The organism is Streptomyces sp. NPDC051582, assembly GCF_040681715.1.
Classification (GTDB): Bacteria; Actinomycetota; Actinomycetes; order Streptomycetales; family Streptomycetaceae; genus Streptomyces.
In genome coordinates, this window is the sequence record NZ_JBFAZJ010000005.1 from 85,490 (window position 1) to 102,504 (window position 17,015).

General features: G+C 72.5%; 15 protein-coding genes. 7 read left to right on the forward strand and 8 right to left on the reverse strand.

The features are described from left to right. Positions 1-289 precede the first annotated feature (289 nt). The gene (locus tag AB0M92_RS09390) at positions 290-1,318 is read left to right on the forward strand and encodes an aspartate-semialdehyde dehydrogenase (RefSeq protein WP_366101490.1); all 1,029 of its coding nucleotides are present in this window, start codon (positions 290-292) and stop codon (positions 1,316-1,318) included. Between the two features lie 67 nt (positions 1,319-1,385). On the opposite strand, the gene AB0M92_RS09395 is transcribed toward AB0M92_RS09390, so the two are convergent. Further along, complete coding sequence (locus AB0M92_RS09395) at positions 1,386-1,907, reverse strand: DUF1203 domain-containing protein (protein ID WP_366101492.1); 522 nt, start codon at positions 1,905-1,907, stop codon at positions 1,386-1,388. A 140-nt stretch (positions 1,908-2,047) separates the two neighbouring features. Here AB0M92_RS09395 and pepN point away from each other — a divergent pair, with 140 nt between their 5' ends. Next, the gene (gene pepN, locus AB0M92_RS09400) at positions 2,048-4,633 is read left to right on the forward strand and encodes an aminopeptidase N (RefSeq protein ID WP_366101493.1); all 2,586 of its coding nucleotides are present in this window, start codon (positions 2,048-2,050) and stop codon (positions 4,631-4,633) included. A gap of 68 nt (positions 4,634-4,701) precedes the next feature. Here the strand turns inward: pepN and AB0M92_RS09405 are convergent, their stop codons facing one another. The 3 genes from AB0M92_RS09405 to AB0M92_RS09415 form a co-directional block, all read right to left on the reverse strand. After that, complete coding sequence (locus AB0M92_RS09405; protein WP_366101494.1) at positions 4,702-5,607, reverse strand: LysR family transcriptional regulator; 906 nt, start codon at positions 5,605-5,607, stop codon at positions 4,702-4,704. A 9-nt stretch (positions 5,608-5,616) separates the two neighbouring features. Continuing rightward, positions 5,617-6,534: an EamA family transporter gene (locus AB0M92_RS09410; protein WP_366101495.1), complete on the reverse strand. Its 918-nt coding sequence runs from the start codon at positions 6,532-6,534 to the stop codon at positions 5,617-5,619. A 61-nt stretch (positions 6,535-6,595) separates the two neighbouring features. Then, positions 6,596-7,531, reverse strand: a complete 936-nt coding sequence (locus AB0M92_RS09415) for an EamA family transporter (RefSeq protein ID WP_366101496.1) — start codon at positions 7,529-7,531, stop codon at positions 6,596-6,598. 111 nt (positions 7,532-7,642) lie between these two features. Between AB0M92_RS09415 and AB0M92_RS09420 the strand changes: the two genes are divergently transcribed. Beyond that, positions 7,643-8,161 carry a MarR family transcriptional regulator gene (locus AB0M92_RS09420; RefSeq protein ID WP_366101497.1) on the forward strand — a complete coding sequence of 173 codons (519 nt, stop codon included), beginning with the start codon at positions 7,643-7,645 and terminating at the stop codon, positions 8,159-8,161. Between the two features lie 144 nt (positions 8,162-8,305). Here the strand turns inward: AB0M92_RS09420 and AB0M92_RS09425 are convergent, their stop codons facing one another. From AB0M92_RS09425 to AB0M92_RS09440, 4 genes are all read right to left on the reverse strand, one after another. Next, entirely contained in the window at positions 8,306-8,545 is a 240-nt protein-coding gene (locus AB0M92_RS09425; protein WP_366101498.1) for a hypothetical protein, read from the reverse strand. 20 nt (positions 8,546-8,565) lie between these two features. Next, a complete protein-coding gene (locus tag AB0M92_RS09430) occupies positions 8,566-10,593 on the reverse strand; it encodes a 4-alpha-glucanotransferase (protein WP_366101499.1) in 2,028 nt (675 codons plus the stop codon). A gap of 22 nt (positions 10,594-10,615) precedes the next feature. After that, positions 10,616-10,801: a hypothetical protein gene (locus tag AB0M92_RS09435; RefSeq protein WP_366101665.1), complete on the reverse strand. Its 186-nt coding sequence runs from the start codon at positions 10,799-10,801 to the stop codon at positions 10,616-10,618. A gap of 454 nt (positions 10,802-11,255) precedes the next feature. Continuing rightward, positions 11,256-11,792, reverse strand: a complete 537-nt coding sequence (locus AB0M92_RS09440; RefSeq protein WP_030159431.1) for an HNH endonuclease — start codon at positions 11,790-11,792, stop codon at positions 11,256-11,258. 262 nt (positions 11,793-12,054) lie between these two features. On the opposite strand from AB0M92_RS09440, the gene AB0M92_RS09445 reads away from it, so the two are divergent. The 4 genes from AB0M92_RS09445 to AB0M92_RS09460 all read left to right on the forward strand — a co-directional run bounded on the left by AB0M92_RS09445 (position 12,055) and on the right by AB0M92_RS09460 (position 17,014). Beyond that, positions 12,055-13,137 carry a mechanosensitive ion channel family protein gene (locus AB0M92_RS09445; RefSeq protein WP_366101500.1) on the forward strand — a complete coding sequence of 361 codons (1,083 nt, stop codon included), beginning with the start codon at positions 12,055-12,057 and terminating at the stop codon, positions 13,135-13,137. A 184-nt stretch (positions 13,138-13,321) separates the two neighbouring features. Next, positions 13,322-14,575 (forward strand): ROK family transcriptional regulator, encoded by a 1,254-nt coding sequence (locus AB0M92_RS09450; RefSeq protein WP_366101501.1) that lies wholly within the window; start codon positions 13,322-13,324, stop codon positions 14,573-14,575. A gap of 123 nt (positions 14,576-14,698) precedes the next feature. After that, positions 14,699-16,033, forward strand: a complete 1,335-nt coding sequence (locus AB0M92_RS09455; protein ID WP_366101502.1) for an ABC transporter substrate-binding protein — start codon at positions 14,699-14,701, stop codon at positions 16,031-16,033. 6 nt (positions 16,034-16,039) lie between these two features. Beyond that, positions 16,040-17,014 carry a sugar ABC transporter permease gene (locus AB0M92_RS09460; RefSeq protein ID WP_366101503.1) on the forward strand — a complete coding sequence of 325 codons (975 nt, stop codon included), beginning with the start codon at positions 16,040-16,042 and terminating at the stop codon, positions 17,012-17,014. The last annotated feature ends 1 nt before the right edge of the window (position 17,015 follow it).

A 17,015-nucleotide genomic window follows, 5' to 3' on the forward strand; every position in this document is an offset into this window, starting at 1 on the left:
CTGATCGCATGACCGAGGGGCGGGCGCCCGAAGCGGGCGCCCGCCCCTTTGGCGTACCCCCTGGTGGGCGATGGCGGCTCAGCGGACACCGCGGACCAGGCGGTAACCGGCCCCGACCAGGCAAAACGGGCGGTCGGCGGAGGGGCGAGACGGCCGCCGCGAACGTGTCGCGGGGGGTCGCACACAGGACACCGTCCGTTCCTCGGACAATGGATTGGACAAGACTCGTGGGGTCGAACGCATGATGGCTTCACGCGCGCACGCGTCGTACGGAGCAGAAGGAGTCACCGTGAGGGTCGGAATCGTCGGAGCCACCGGTCAGGTCGGCGCGGTCATGCGCGGCATCCTCGCCGAGCGCAAGTTCCCGGTGGACGAGCTGCGGCTGTTCGCCTCGGCCCGTTCCGCGGGCTCGACCCTTGAGTGGGAGGGCACGGAGATCACCATCGAGGACGCCTCCGCGGCCGACTACTCCGGCCTGGACATCGTGCTGTTCTCCGCGGGCGGCGCCACCTCGAAGGCCCTCGCCGAGAAGGTCGCCTCCCAGGGCGCCGTCGTGATCGACAACTCCTCCGCCTGGCGCGGCGACCCCGACGTGCCGCTCGTCGTCTCCGAGGTCAACCCCCACGCGATCAAGAACCGCCCCAAGGGCATCATCGCGAACCCGAACTGCACCACCATGGCCGCCATGCCGGTGCTGCGCCCGCTGCACGACGAGGCCGGCCTCACCGCCATGGTCGCCACCACCTACCAGGCCGTCTCCGGCTCGGGCCTGGCCGGTGTGGCCGAGCTCAAGGGCCAGGCCTGCGCGGTCTCCGAGGCCGCGGACCAGCTGACCTTCGACGGCGGGGCCGTCGACTTCCCCGAGGCGAAGGTCTACAAGCGCCCGATCGCCTACAACGTGGTCCCGCTCGCGGGCAACCTGGTCGACGACGGCTCCTTCGAGACCGACGAGGAGCAGAAGCTCCGCAACGAGTCCCGCAAGATCCTGGAGATCCCGGGCCTCAAGGTCTCCGGCACCTGCGTGCGCGTGCCGGTCTTCTCCGGGCACTCCCTCCAGGTCAACGCCCGCTTCGCGCACCCGATCAGCGTGGAGCGTGCGTACGAGCTGCTGGGGGACGCCCCGGGCGTCGAGCTCTCGGAGATTCCCACCCCGCTGCAGGCGGCCGGCAAGGACGCCTCCTACGTGGGCCGCATCCGCGTCGACGAGACGGTGGAGAACGGCCTCGCGCTGTTCCTCTCGAACGACAACCTCCGCAAGGGCGCGGCCCTGAACGCCGTCCAGATCGCCGAGCTGGTCGCCGAGGAGCTCCGCGGCTGACGCCGATCACGCGACGGAAGGGGGCGGCACCGGCCGGTGCCGCCCCCTTCCGCGTGCCGTCCGGCCGTCAGGGCCTGCGGACCTCGAAGAGGAAGCAGCCGAACTCGGTGGCGCGTACGTGGACGAGAGCGGCCCGCGGGTCGGCGAAGGCCTCCGCCAAAGCCTCCTCCAGAGCCGCGTCCGGGTCTTCGGCCAGGAGGAGGGCGCTGCCGCCGAGGATGTGGCCCCCGGCGTCGTAGCGGCGGACCGTGCGCAGGGCCCCGGGCTGGGCGAAGGGGTGGCCCCCGCCCCCGGCGGGGCCGCCGCAGCCGTCGGCGTGGATGAACACCGGGCCCTGTTCGTCGTACGCGCCCGGGTCGGCGCCCGTCTCGGCGGCCCAGCGGCGCAGCGGCGCGTACGAGACGAGCGCGATCCGCTCCCCGAGGCGGCTGCGGCGCAGGCAGCAGCGCAGCGGGGCGCCGCCCTCGGGGTCCTCGTACGGGGCGCAGGGGCGGCCGGCGTCGTCGCGCTCGCGCAGGGCGGCGAGGGCGCCGGGGGCGATGGGACGTGCGGCGTGGAGCCCCGGTCGGGGCGCGAATCGGGTGGTCATGCGTCCAGGATGGGCGTCCGGATCCGGCGAAGCTGGCGGAAATCGGACGTCGCGTTTCGCCCGTGGATTACTCACGGGCGCCCGGTCGGCCCCACGTGGAAGTATGGCGGGGCAACGTCACCATCAAAGGAGATGACCGCGTGCCTGGCACGAATCTCACCCGTGAAGAGGCTCAGCAGCGGGCGAAGCTGCTCACCGTCGACTCGTACGAGGTCGAACTCGATCTCAGCGGTGCGCAGGAGGGCGGCACGTACCCGTCCGTGACCACCGTTCGGTTCCGGTCGGCCGAGGCCGGCGCCGGGACCTTCATCGACCTGGTCGCCCCGGCCGTGCACGAGGTCGTCCTGAACGGCAAGTCGCTGGACGTGGCCGAGGTCTTCCGGGACGCCCGCATCGCGCTGAACCACCTCGCGGCCGGCGCCAACGAGCTCCGCGTCGTCGCGGACTGCGCTTACACCAACACGGGCGAGGGCCTGCACCGCTTCGTCGACCCGGTCGACCAGCAGGCCTACCTGTACACCCAGTTCGAGGTGCCGGACGCGCGCCGCGTGTTCGCCAGCTTCGAGCAGCCCGACCTGAAGGCGACGTTCCAGTTCACCGTGACGGCCCCCGAGGGCTGGACGGTCATCTCGAACTCCCCGACGCCCGACGCCGCGGAGGTCGAGGACAACGTCTGGCGCTTCGCGCCGACGCCGCGCATCTCGACGTACATCACGGCCCTGATCGCGGGCCCGTACCACTCGGTGCACAGCTCGTACGAAGGCGCGAACGGCCAGTCGGTGCCGCTCGGCATCTACTGCCGCCCGTCGCTGGCCGAGTTCCTGGACGCGGACGCGATCTTCGACGTGACCCGCCAGGGCTTCGACTGGTTCCAGGAGAAGTTCGCGTACGACTACCCGTTCGCCAAGTACGACCAGCTCTTCGTTCCGGAGTTCAACGCGGGCGCGATGGAGAACGCGGGCGCGGTCACCATCCGCGACCAGTACGTCTTCCGCTCGAAGGTGACGGACGCGGCGTACGAGGGCCGCGCGGAGACGATCCTGCACGAGCTCGCGCACATGTGGTTCGGCGACCTGGTCACCATGGAGTGGTGGAACGACCTGTGGCTGAACGAGTCGTTCGCGACGTACACCTCGGTCGCCTGCCAGGCGTCCGCCGAGGGCACGAAGTGGCCGCAGGCGTGGACCACCTTCGCCAACTCGATGAAGACCTGGGCGTACCGGCAGGACCAGCTGCCGTCCACGCACCCGATCATGGCCGACATCCGTGACCTCGACGACGTCCTGGTCAACTTCGACGGCATCACGTACGCCAAGGGCGCCTCGGTGCTCAAGCAGCTCGTCGCGTACGTGGGCACGGACGCCTTCTTCCAGGGCGTGCAGGCCTACTTCAAGGCGCACGCGTTCGGGAACACGCGTCTGTCGGACCTGCTGGGCGCCCTGGAGAAGACCTCGGGCCGCGACCTGACCGCCTGGTCGAAGTCGTGGCTGGAGACGGCCGGCATCAACGTCCTGCGCCCCCGCGTCGAGACGGCCGCGGACGGCACGATCACGGCGTTCTCGGTCAGCCAGGAGGCCCCGGCGCTGCCCGCGGGCGCCAAGGGCGAGCCGACGCTGCGCCCGCACCGGATCGCGATCGGCCTGTACGACCTCGACGCCGGCGGCAAGCTGGTCCGCACGGACCGCATCGAGCTGGACATCGACGGCGAGCTGACCGAGGTTCCCGAGCTGGTCGGCCGGACCCGTCCCGCCGTCGTGCTGCTGAACGACGACGACCTGTCCTACGCCAAGGTCCGCCTGGACGAGGTCTCGCTGGAGAACGTCACCGCGCACCTGGGCGACTTCACCGAGTCGCTGCCGCGGGCGCTGTGCTGGGCCTCGGCCTGGGACATGACCCGCGACGGCGAGCTGGCGACGCGCGACTACCTCGCGCTGGTCCTGTCGGGCATCGGCAAGGAGTCGGACATCGGCGTCGTCCAGTCCCTGCACCGCCAGGTGAAGCTGGCCGTGGACCTGTACGCCGATCCGGCATGGCGGGAGCAGGGCCTGGCGACCTGGACCGAGGCCGCGCTGGAGCACCTGCGCGGCGCCGAGCCGGGCAGCGACCACCAGCTGGCGTGGGCCCGTGCGTTCGCGGCGACGGCGCGCACCGAGGGGCAGCTGACGTTCCTGTCGGCGCTGCTCGACGGTGCGGCGGAGGTCGAGGGCCTGGTCGTGGACACCGAGCTGCGGTGGGCGTTCCTGGAGCGCCTCGTCGCGACGGGCGTCCTGGGCGACGCGGCCATCGACGCGGAGCTGGAGCGCGACCGTACGGCGGCGGGAGAGCGCCACGCGGCCACGGCGCGGGCCGCGCGTCCGACGGCCGAGGCCAAGGCGGAGGCGTGGGCCTCGCTGGTGGAGTCCGCGGACCTGCCGAACGCGGTGCAGGACGCGGTGATCGGCGGTTTCGTCCAGACCGACCAGCGCGAGCTGCTGGCCCCGTACACCGAGAAGTTCTTCGCGGTGGTCAAGGGCATCTGGGACAACCGCAGCCACGAGATCGCCCAGCAGATCGCGGTGGGCCTCTACCCCTCGCTCCAGGTCTCCGCGCAGACCCTGGCGGCGACGGACGCCTGGCTGGCCTCGGCGGAGCCGAACGCGGCGCTGCGCCGTCTGGTCTCGGAGTCCCGCTCGGGCGTGGAGCGCGCCCTGAAGGCCCAGTCCGCGGACGCGGCGTCGGCTTCCTGACCCGCCCCGCAGCCTGACCCTCCGGTGCCCCCGTCCCGCTCCCGCGGGCCGGGGGCACCGGTGTCAGGTCACGGATTGCGGTGCGCGGCCACCGTACGCAGGGCCGTCAGGACCCTGGAGACCGCGGGGGCGGATTCGCCGCCGCGCCGGGTGGCCGCCAGTACGTGACGGGTGGGGCGGTCGTGGGCCAGGACCCGCACCGCCACCCCCGAGGCGCGGCTCGACACCATGCGCGGGACCAGGGCCACGCCCATCCCGGCCTCGACCATGGCCAGGATCGCGGTCCAGCCGGATGCCGAGTGCGCCTGTTCCGGTACGAAGCCGGCGGCCTCGCAGGCGTTGCGGGCAATCTCCTGCCAGGGGCCGCTGCCCCCGTAGATCCACGGGTCCCCGGAGAGGTCCGCCAGCCGCAGGGACGGCGCCGCGGCGAGGGGGTGGTCCGGCGGGAGGGCCACGTCGAGGGGGTCCTCCAGCAGCGTGATGCGGGTGAACCGCGGGTCCCGGGCGGTCGGGGCGTGCGCCGCCAGCGAGAGGGCCAGGTCCACGGCCCCGGCCGCCAGCAGCTCGTACGACTGCGCCGCCTCGGTCTCCCGCACCCGCACCTCCACCCCCGGATGGCTGCGCCGCAGCGCCGCCACCGCCGGGACCACCAGCACCGGCACGGCCGTGGAGAAGGCTCCGATCCGGACCTCCCCCGCCTCCCCGGCCAGGTACCCGGCCAGCTCGGCGTCCGCCCGCTCCAGTTGCGCGAACACCGCCTCCGCGTGCCGCAGTACGAGGTGCGCCGCGTCCGTGAGCCGGACCCGGCGCCCCTGAGCCTCCAGCAGCGGCACCCCGACCTGCCGGGCGAGGTTGGTCAGCTGCTGCGAAACGGCCGAGGGCGTCATGTGCAGCGCCTCGGCCGTCGCGGTCACGGTCCCCCGGTCGGCGAGGGTGCGCAGGATCCGCAGCTTCTTGATGTCCCACTCGGTCATGGACCGAACCTACCGGCGGGCCCCCAGGCTCACGCCGCCGAGGATCAGCGCCATGCAGAGCAGCTCCGCCGGGCCCGTCCGCTCGCCCAGCAGGAGCAGGCCGAGGCCGGCGACGCACACCGGCTGGAGGTAGTAGACGACTCCCGCACGGGCCGCGCCGATGAGCGAGATGGCCTTGTTCCAGGCGAAGAAGGCCACGGCGGAGGACATGACGCCGACGTAGAGCAGCATCCCGCCGGTGCCCGCGGTGACCTCGAAACCGCCCTGGACGGTGACGGACACGGCATAGGCGGGAGCCAGCATCAGCGCGCCGAGCACGAAGGTGGTGATCAGGAAGGCCGGTCCGCCGAGCTCGGCGGGCTTGCGCTTGAGCAGCGCGCTGTACGTGGCGAACGAGAGCGCGGCGGCGAGCATCCACAGGTCGCCCGCGCCGAAGTCGAAGCCGAGCGAGCCGTCGCCGACGAGCAGCAGCACCCCGAACGCGGCGAGCAGCAGTCCGAAGGTCCGCCGGACGCCGAGCCGTTCGCCGCCGAGGCGGGCGTACAGCGCCATGACGACCGGCGAGGCGGCCATGATCATGCCCATGTTGGAGGCGGAGGTGGTCAGTCCGGCCTGGTGCACGAGCGTGTTGTAGAGGGCGACGCCGAACAGCGAGGCGAGGGAGATGAATCCGAGGTGGCGGCGGATCAGCGCCCGCTGCCGCCAGGCCTGGCGGGCCGCGAAGGGGGCGACGGCGAGGGTGGCGATGATCCAGCGCCAGAACACGGCCTGGACGGGCGGGACGCTGTCGGCCATCCCCCGGGTGGCGACGAAGCTGCCGGACCAGACGACCGTCGCGACCAGGGCGAGGAGGAGGCCGAGTCCGGCGGACCCCTTCGCCCCCCGGCTGCCGGGCGTGTGCTGCGCAACGGTACGGACCCTGTCCATGACGGCCACGGTGTATCTCCCCCTCGGGTGCTGATCCGATCAGGTCTGACCTGAAGTGGCTCTACCGTCGCACCGGGGCATCCGTCAGGTCCATCGAAATGTTCCGATCATTCTCTTCAGTAGAACTGAACGATTTCACCTTGGCCCCGGCGGCGAACAGCTGGCCCGCGGCCGTGGCCCCGAAGGCGATCGCCATGCCCAGCACCTGCACGGGCGAGAGCGCCTGCCCGAGGGCCGCCCAGCCGATGACGGCGGCGGTGAGGGGGGAGAGCGGGCCGAGCAGGGTGACCGAGGTGGCAGTGAGCCGGCCGATCCCGCGGAACCAGAGCCAGTACGCGATACCGGTGTTGATCAGCATCATGTAGCCGTACCCGAGGAAGGCCTTGCCGTCGAGCGCGGGCGGCGCCCCCTCGACCAGCGCCGCGACGGGGATGATGACCAGCCCGCCGGCGGTGAGCTGCCAGCCGGTCAGGGCCAGCGGACCGACCCCCTCCGGGCGCCCCCAGCGCTTGGTCATGACCGTGCCGGCGGCCATGGAGGCGGAGGAGACCACCCCGGCGACGATGCCCACGAGGTCCAGCCGGGCCGCGGCGGTCAGGACCACCATGCTCACGCCGAACGCCCCCGCGACGGCGGCGAGTACGGTCCGCAGCCGCGCCCGCTCCCCGAGGACGAGGGCGGCGAGTCCGACGACGAACAGCGGCCCGGCGGAACCGAGGACGGCCGCCACCCCGCCGGGCAGCCGGTAGGCGGAGAGGAAGAGCAGCGGGAAGAAGGCGCCGATGTTGAGGGTGCCGAGGACGGCGGCCTTCCACCACCACGCGCCGCTGGGAATCCTGCGGGCGAGGGCCGTGAGCAGCAGTCCGGCGGGCAGGGCCCGCATGACCCCGGTGAACAGGGGCCGGTCGGGCGGGAGCAGCTCGGTGGCGACCGCGTAGGTCGAGCCCCAGGAGATCGGGGCGAGGGCGGTCAGGGCGACGGTGGCGAAACGCTTCACGGCAGTGGCTCCCCCAGTAGGCTGCTTGCTCGAAAGTAGCTTACTCCTAAGCTACTTTCCTGCAAGCAACTTTCTTGCGAACGACCGGAGGGAGACCGGATACTGCGTTCCATGACCGAGGCTCTTGCGGACGGCGCCGACCGTGACGCCGTCGACGCGATCATCGACCAGTGGTACGCGGTGCGACCGGACCTGGACACCGCTCCCATGGCCGTCTTCGGCCGCATCTACCGGATCGCCCGGACCATGGGGGACGCGGTGGAGCGGGCCTACACCCCGTACGGGATCTCGCGCGGCGAGTTCGACGTCGTGGCCACGCTGCGCCGCTCCGGCGCCCCGTACACGCTCTCGCCGCGCCAGCTGTCGGCCACGCTCATGCTCACGACGGGGGGCATGACCGGGCGCCTGGACAAGCTGGAGAAGGCCGGGCTGCTGTTCCGCACGCCCGATCCGCACGACCGGCGCGGGCTCCGGGTGACGATCACCGACCGCGGGCTCGCGCTCATCGACGAGGCCGTCGCCGCCGGGCTGGAGGTGCAGCACGCCGCGCTCAGGGGACTCGGCGAGGAGGAGGTCGCCGCCCTGGGGGCCCTGCTCCGCAGGCTGATGGCCGAGGTCCAGGGGGCCTGACGCGGCAGCCCGGCGCGGCCCCCGAACGCACGACGGAGCGCCGGAGGTCCGCACCGGAGCCGGGAGGGCATCGGTCTGCGGACCCCCGGCGCTCCGGAGGTCTGATGGCGGCCGACCCCTACCGGGGCCGGCCGTTCAGTCCGTTCAGTTGGCGGGCTGCCGCTTGTCGGACTTGTCGAGGACCATCACCAGGCCCGCGATGATCAGGAACAGCACGATCGGCGTGGCCACGTAGAGGCCGAGCGTCTGAGCGATGCTCAGGCCCGGACCCGGGTCGTCGCCGTCGTCGCGGGCCACCGCGAGGGCGGGAGACGTCATCAGCAGCATCATCAGCGTCGATCCGGCCGTGACGGCGCCGGCGCGCAGAGCGTTCTTCTTGTCCACGGTGCAAACGTAGCGAACACCTAAACGCGGCGCGCGCCCGGGGGTGCCGTACGGGCACCCGCCCCCTCCCGCACGGCGCTCAGCAGGGCGTTCGCCCGGGGCGAGGCGGCCAGCGCCTCCAGGGTCAGCGGCCGTCCCGCCGAGTCCGCGAGCGGAAGCCGCCAATTGGGGTACTGGTCCCAGGTTCCCGGCAGGTTCTGCGGCCGCCGGTCCCCGACCGCGTCGGGCAGCCACACGCCGACCATCCGGGCGGGGGTGCGCAGCAGGAACCCGTACAGGGCCCGTACGGCGGCCTCCTCGCCCTTGGTGTCCAGCCCGAGCCCCTCCAGTACGTCCAGCCACTGGGCGGTGTCGGCGGCGTCCTCGGCGAGTTCCTGCTCCAGCGGGCGGGTCAGCAGGCCGAGCCGCTCACGCAGTTCCACATGGGAGCCGGCCAGCTTGGCGGCGGTGGGCGGCAGGTCGTGGGTGGTGGCGGTGGCCAGGCAGTCGGCGCGCCAGGCCGCCGGGGCGAGCGGCTGCCCGTCGCCCGCCCAGTCGCGTTCGAACCAGAGGACCGAGGTACCGAGCACCCCGCGCCGGGCCAGCGCCTCGCGGACGCGCGGCTCGACCGTCCCGAGGTCCTCCCCGATGACCGGAGCCCCGGCCCGGTGGGCCTCCAGGACCAGGACGGCGAGCATCGCCTCGCCGTCGTACGAGACGTACGTGCCCTCGGCGGGCGGCGCGCCCTCCGGGATCCACCAGAGCCGGAACAGGCCCATGACGTGGTCGATGCGCAGGGCCCCCGCGTAGCGGAACACCCCGCGCAGCAGCGCCCTGAACGGTGCGTACCCGGTGGCCGCGAGCCGGTCGGGCCGCCACGGCGGCAGCCCCCAGTCCTGGCCGCGCGCGTTGAAGGCGTCGGGCGGGGCGCCGACGCAGACGCCCTGGGCGTAGAGCGGCGGGCCGAGGGTGTCCGAGCCGTGGGGGTGCACCCCGACGGCGAGGTCGTGCACGATGCCGACCGGCATCCCGGCGTCGCGGGCGGCCCGCTGGGCGGCCGCGAGCTGGGTGTCCGTCAGCCAGACCAGCCAGCGGTGGAAGTCGGCGGCCAGGCCGTCTCGCGCGCACCAGGCGGCGTGCCGGTCGAGGGCCTCGCCCTGTTCGGCGCAGAACTCCCGGTACTCGCCCTCGCGTCCGCGGCTCCGCGGAACGGCGTAGAGCAATTCGAGGGCCCGGCGCTTCACCTCCCACACCGCGTCCCGGTCGATCAGCGCCCCCTTCTCCAGCACCTCGCGGCGCAGTTCGGCGCCCTGCCCGGCGAGTTCGGCGAGAGCGGCCCGCTCCGGGCACTCGGCGTACTCGGGGACGTCCTCGATGCGCAGGTGGACGGGGTCGGGGAAGCGTCGCGAGGAGGGCCGGTACGGGGAGGGGTCGGTCGGCACCCCGGGTACGGCGGCGTGCAGCGGGTTGACCTGGACGAAGCCGACCCCGTGGGCCCGCCCGGCCCACCGCGCGAGCGCGGCGAGGTCACCGAGGTCGCCCATGCCCCAGGACCGCTCGGAGAGCAGGGAATACAGCTGGACCAGCACCCCGTGCACCCGCCCGCCCCCACCGGGCGCCCGCTCGGGAGCCACGATCAGCGTGGCCTCCCCGGTGCGCCCGTCGGGGGTCTCGGCACCCAGCCGGTGCACGCCGAGGGGCGGCACCCCGCGCCCGCCGGGCTCGCGGCCCTCGGACTCGCGGCCCTCGGACTCGCGGCCCTCGGACTCCCAGCCCTCGGCTTCGTCGCCCTCCAGGCGGATCCGCGTACCGGCAGGCAGCGCCGCCAGTTCCGCAGGCCGCTCCGACCCGGCCCACCACACCAGCACGGGCGGCAACAGCCGTTGGGAGGCCTCGCGCCCGGCTTCGGCCAGATGCCCCCGCACGGCCTCCGGGGTGGCGCAGTCCACGCCCAGCTCGCGCAGCACGGCGACGACGGTGGCCTCCGGGACCCGGACGGTGACGTCCTCGGCGGGCTGGTAGGTGGTGGCGACGCCGTGCAGGGCCGCGAGCCGGGCGAGGTCGTCCATGTGAGTACCTGTGTCCCTGTGTCTAGGCGGGCGTGGTCGGTTCGCTCGTCAGCGGCGCCTCACCGGAGAGCGGAGGCTCACTGGTCAGCGGCGCGTGGGCGGAACCGGCGAGCGGGGGCTCGCTGGTGAGGGGCTCCTCGGCGGACCCGGCCTGCGCGGGCAGGTGGGCGAGGAGAGGGGTGTGTCGGATACCGGGTGCGGTGTTCACGGGCGATTGCTCCTTTGTCCGTACGGGGCATGAGGGCGGATCAACAACCATGGAACACCGCCGGGGAACATCGCAGCCATACCCCGTGTACAGCGCCGCATTCCTGGCGCATCCGGGTCAGAACCCCCACGGCCGCGGGCACCGGCGCGGGCCGCGGGCACGATCGCGGGGCGGGGCGCGGGCGGGGCGCGCCGAGCCGTTTCGCCGCCGCGCAGGTGCCGGTGCCGGCAGCCGGGTTCGCTGCCGGGCCGGAGCAGGTCCGTGATCCGGGCAGAGGGGCCCGGCAGGACCTCGGGACCGGGACGGCAGAGCGACCGGAGGTCCCGGACGCGGGTCCCGCACGATAAGGGGCGCACGATCACTCAGCCCGGCCGCGGGCCCCGACCCCGGCCCGCCAGCGTTCCGGACCGGGCCCGGACCGGAACGGTGGCGGGGTGGAACGGGGCTCAGGGGGCTACGACGCCGCCGCGCCGATGCGGTCCAGGGCCGCCTCCGCACCGTACGGTTCCAGGTACGGCATCCACCGCGGGTCCCGGTGCCCCGTGCCGATGATGCGCCAGGCCAGGCCCGACGGCGGAGCCGGCTGGTGGCGCAGGCGCCAGCCCAGCTCCAGCAGGTGCCGGTCCGCCTTGACGTGGTTGCACCGCCGGCATGCGGCGACCACGTTGTCCCACACGTGCTGCCCGCCCCGGCTGCGCGGGATCACGTGATCGACGCTGGTGGCGACCCCTCCGCAGTACATGCAGCGTCCGCCGTCGCGGGCGAACAGCGCGCGGCGGGTGAGAGGAACGGGCCCCCGGTAGGGGACCCGCACGAAGCGCTTGAGCCGGACCACGCTGGGCGCGGGGACGACTCTCGTCGCGCTGTGCAGAAAGGCGCCGGATTCCTCCAGGGAGACGGCTTTGTTCTCCAGGACGAGGACGAGCGCGCGGCGGAGCGGTACGACGCCGAGCGGCTCGTACGACGCATTGAGGACCAGGACGTGCGGCACGGACTGCCTCCTTGTACGCCGGCGGCGCGTGGCTCGCGCCGGGACGATCTGCTCTCCAGTCTCCCCTTACGGCTGGTCGAAGCGCCACCACGCGCCCGTAACGGGTCCGAGGTGTTTTCAACCACACCCGCTTCATCCCCAGGTGAGCCCGGTCTCTCCCTCGAACACGGCAACGGGGTCACCCGAATGCCCCGTTAGTGTGGAAGGCCTGCCCCGCACACCCCTTTCCGCGGGCGGACCGCTATACCTGGAGGTTCCCGTCGTGCCCTGGCCTGCCGCCCTGCTGCCCCTGGCAGCCGACACCCCGGACCCGGCCGCTTCCGTCAAGGAAGCCCACGAGAGCGTCACGAACGCCGCCAGTTTCATCGAGGAGAACTGGGCCGGATGGCTGTACCTCGGCCTGAAGATCCTGCTGATCCTGGTGATCGCGGCAGCGCTCCGCTCGCTGGTCCGCAAGTCGCTGACCAAGTTCATAGTCCGCATGAACCGGGGCGCCGAGGCCGTCGAGGGCATGGCGCTCGGCGGGCTGCTCGTCAACGCGGAGCGCCGGCGGCAGCGCTCCGAGGCGATCGGTTCGGTCCTGCGATCGGTCGCTTCGTTCCTGATCCTCGGCACGGCCGGACTGATGGTGCTCGGCGCGCTGGGCATCAACCTGGGCCCGCTGCTCGCGAGCGCCGGTGTGGCCGGTGTGGCGATCGGTTTCGGTGCGCGGAACCTGGTGACGGACTTCCTGTCCGGCGTGTTCATGATCCTGGAGGACCAGTACGGCGTCGGCGACAAGATCGACGCCGGGGTGGCCTCCGGCGAGGTGGTCGAGGTCGGCCTGCGCGTCACCAAGCTGCGCGGTGACAACGGCGAGATCTGGTACGTCCGCAACGGCGAGATCAAGCGGATCGGCAACCTCAGCCAGGGCTGGGCGACGGCGGGCGTGGACGTCCAGGTCAAGCCGTCGGAGAGCCTGACCCGCATCCGCGAGGTGGTCAAGCACGTCGCGGACGGCCTGGCCAAGGAGTCCCCGTGGGACGAGCGCCTGTGGGGTCCGGTGGAGGTGCTGGGCCTGGACGAGGTGCTGCTGGCCTCGATGACGGTGAAGGTCTCGGCGAAGACGATGCCGGGCCAGCAGTTCGCCGTGGAGCGCGAGCTGCGCTGGCGGATCAAGGAGGCCTTCGACGAGGCCGGCATCGGGATCATCGGCGGTCTGCCGGCCGCCGAGGACGAGGAGGACGCGGCCGACCCGTCGGCCGCCGTGGCCGCGCCGTCGGCGCTCGCGAACCCGACCTCCCCCCAGTCCCTGGCCACCGCCCCGATCCCGCCGTCCGTCGGCGCCCCCCGGATCACCAAGTAGACCTCTCCCCCCCTCCCGCACCACACCGCTGCCCCCGCAGGTTCATTTCTGCGGGGGCAGCGGCATTGACATGGCTCAAACACCGATAGGAAACTTACCTAACAGTTCATGACGGCCGCATGCGCCGCTGAAGGAGCAGTGCCGTCGACCCTGCCGTCGACCGAGCCGATGACGGAGAGCGCCCATGACCGGCACCACCCCGGGTACCCCCAGCCTCCTGCGCGTCATGAACGACCGCGCCGCGCTGGACCTGCTGCTGGAGCACGGTCCCCTGTCCCGCACCCGGATCGGCCGGCTCACCGGGCTCTCCAAGCCCACCGCCTCCCAGCTGCTCGCCCGCCTCGAAGCCGCCGGGCTCGTCGTGGCCTCCGGCACCACCGGCGGCCGCCCGGGACCCAACGCCCAGCTGTACGGGGTCAACCCGCGCGCCGCTCACGTCGCCGGACTGGACGTCACCCCGAGCGGCATCGTCGCGGCCGTCGCCGATCTCACCGGCGAGGTGATCGGCAGCCACGCGCTCCCGTACGCGGAGGGCACCGGCACCGGCGCCGTCGACCGGGTCACCCGGGCCCTCGGTGCGGCGGTCAAGGACGCCGGGCTCGAACGCTCCGACGTCCACCGGGTCGTCATCGCCACCCCCGGTTCCTTCGACCCCAGCACCGGGGCGCTGCGCTACGCCGACCACCTGCCCGGCTGGCACTCCCCCACCCTCCTGGAGGAGCTCGCGGCGGCCCTGCCGATGCCGGTCGAGTACGAGAACGACGTGAACCTGGCAGCCGTCGCCGAGCAGCGGCTCGGCGCGGCCCGCGGCCACGGGGACTTCGTCCTGCTGTGGAACGAGGAGGGCCTCGGCGCCGCCCTGGTGCTCGGCGGCCGGCTGCACCGCGGCTGGACCGGGGGCGCCGGGGAGGTCGGGTTCCTGCCCGTACCGGGCCACCCCCTGGTCCGGCACGTCACCCAGGTCAACTCCGGCGGGTACCAGGAACTGGCCGGCGTACAGGCGGTGCCCGCGATGGCGGCCGCGCTGGGCATCGGGGCACCGCCCGGCGCCGGCCCCGGCCCTGGATCGGCGGCCGCGCCCGTCACCTCTGCCGTCGGGACGCCCGTCGCCGCGGCCGTCGCGCTCCTGACGGGGGCGGCCGAGCATCCCGAGGGGGCGAACCTGCTGTTCCTCCGGCAGTACGCCACCGCCCTGGCCACCGGCGTCGCCGCGCTCGTCGCCGTACTGGACCCGGAGATCGTTGTGCTGTCCGGCGCGGTGACCACCGCCGGCGGGGACGTACTGCGCGGGCTCGTCGAGGCCGAGCTCGCCGATCTCGCCCCCTCGCGGCCGCGCCTGGTGTCCGGCACCGTGCGCGACCGCCCCGTACTGCGCGGCGCGCTGGAGAGCGCCCTCGCCACCACCCGCGACGAGGTCTTCGACACCTCGCGCCGCTGACCGCCCCACCCCCGCGGGACCGGCACCACCGGCCCCGAGCACCCCGTCGCACCCGGCGTCACCCCTCACCGCATCCCCTGGCACCCGTCCCGGAAGTTCCTCCCGCAGAGAGCGAGCCCCGCCATGCCCAGAACCCGCCGCATGACCGCCGCGGCCACCGCCGTCGCCGCGCTGTCCGTCCTCGCCACCGCCTGCACGGGCCAGGGCGGAAGCACGGCCTCCGACGATCCGGACAAGGAGGTCACGCTCAACTTCTGGCACGGCTGGTCCGCGCCGAGCGAGATCAAGGCGATCGAGGAGAACATCGCCCGGTTCGAGAAGGCGCACCCGAACATCAAGGTCAAGGTCACCGGCAACATGACCGACGACAAGATCAACCAGGCGCTCCGGGCGGGCGGGGACAAGGCTCCCGACGTGGTCTCCTCGTTCACCACCGACAGCGTCGGCAAGTTCTGCAACACCGGCGCCTTCACCGACCTGAACCCCTTCCTCCGGAAGGCCGGCATAGACAAGGCGAAGGTCTTCCCCAAGACCCTGCTGGACTACACCCAGTTCAACGGCAACCAGTGCACGCTGCCGCTGCTGAACGACGCCTACGGGCTCGTCTACAACAAGGACGCCTTCAAGGCCGCGGGCATCACCGAGCCGCCCAGGACCTGGAGCCAGTTCGTCGAGGTCGCCCAGAAGCTCACCAAGCCCAACGGGGACTCGTACGACCAGCTCGGCATCATGCCGACCTACCACGGCTACGAGACCACCCCCGTGCGCCTGGCCGCGCAGTGGAGCCCGAAGTACTTCGACGCCGACGGCAAGTCCAACCTGGCCAAGGACCCGGCGTTCGCGAGCATGCTGACGGCGCAGAAGGACCTGGTGGCCAAGCTGGGCGGCTACGAGAAGCTGGAGAAGTTCCGCAACACCTTCGGCGACGAGTGGAGCGCCGAGCACCCCTTCCACAAGGGGCAGGTCGCGATGCAGATCGACGGCGAGTGGCGGGCCTCGATGGCCAAGGAGGCCGGGGTCGCGTTCGAGATCGGCACCGCGCCGCTGCCGGTGCCGGACGACCAGGCCGACGACTACGGCAAGGGCTACCTCTCCGGCACGATCATGGGCATCGCGGCAGGCGGCAAGAAGCAGAACGCCTCCTGGGAACTGGTGAAGTACATGACCACCGACACCGAGGCGGTCGTGGCCTTCGCCAACGCCATCCACAACGTGCCCTCCACGCTGGCGGCGCTGGAGTCCCCGAACCTCCAGGTCACCCCGGAGTTCAAGACCTTCCTCGACATCGCCCGCAACGCGAAGTCGAACACCACCCCGGCCCAGGCCGACGGCGGCACCTACCAGCTGACCTTCCAGGACCTCGCGTACGCGGTCGAGAAGGGCGACGTCGCCGACATCGCGGCCGGTCTCGACAAGACCGGCCGGCAGATCGACACGGACATCGCGAAGGCGAAGTAGCCCCCGATGACCAGTACCGGCACCAGCACCGGCACCAGCGCCGTCGCGCCCCCGCTGCGGGCGAAGCGCCGGCGGTCCGCCCTGCGGACCGCGGCCTTCATGTCGCCCTGGCTGATCGGGTTCGCCGTCTTCTTCGCGTACCCGCTCCTGTCCACCGTGTACTTCTCCTTCACGAAGTACGACGGCTTCCGCCCGCCCGTCTTCAACGGCCTGGACAACTGGACGTACGTCTTCACCGACTATCCGCTGTTCTGGCCGGCGATGCGCAACACCCTGTGGCTGGTCGTGGTGATGGTCACCTGCCGGGTCGTCTTCGGCCTCGGCGTCGGCCTGCTCATCACCAAGATCAAGACGGCGGCGGGGGTCTTCCGGACCCTGTTCTACCTGCCCTACCTGGCCCCGCCCGTAGCCGCGACCCTGGCCTTCGTCTTCCTGCTCAACCCCGGCACCGGTCCGGTCAACACCCTGCTGGAGGCGGTCGGTCTGCCCGCCCCCGGCTGGTTCACCGACGCCGACTGGTCCAAGCCCGCGCTCACCGCCCTCGCGGTGTGGGGGGTCGGCGACCTCATGGTCATCTTCATGGCCGCGCTGCTCGACGTACCGAAGGAGCAGTACGAGGCGGCGGAGCTGGACGGGGCCGGGGCCTGGGCGCGGTTCCGGCACATCACCCTGCCGAACATCGCGCCGATCATCCTGTTCGCGGTGGTCACCGGGGTCATCCAGGCCATGCAGTACTACACGCAGCCCCTGGTGGCGGGGAAGGTCGCCGCGGGCGTCATCGGCGGTTCGGGCCAGCAGTTCGAGCCGGGCTACCCCGACAAGTCCACGCTGACCCTCCCCCAGGTCGTCTACAACGTCGGCTTCCAGCGCTTCGACTACGGCACGGCGTGTGTCGTCGCGCTGGTCCTCTTCGCCCTCTCCATGGCCTTCACCGCACTCCTGATGCGCCGCCGTGGCGGGCTGATCGGAACAGGTGACTGAG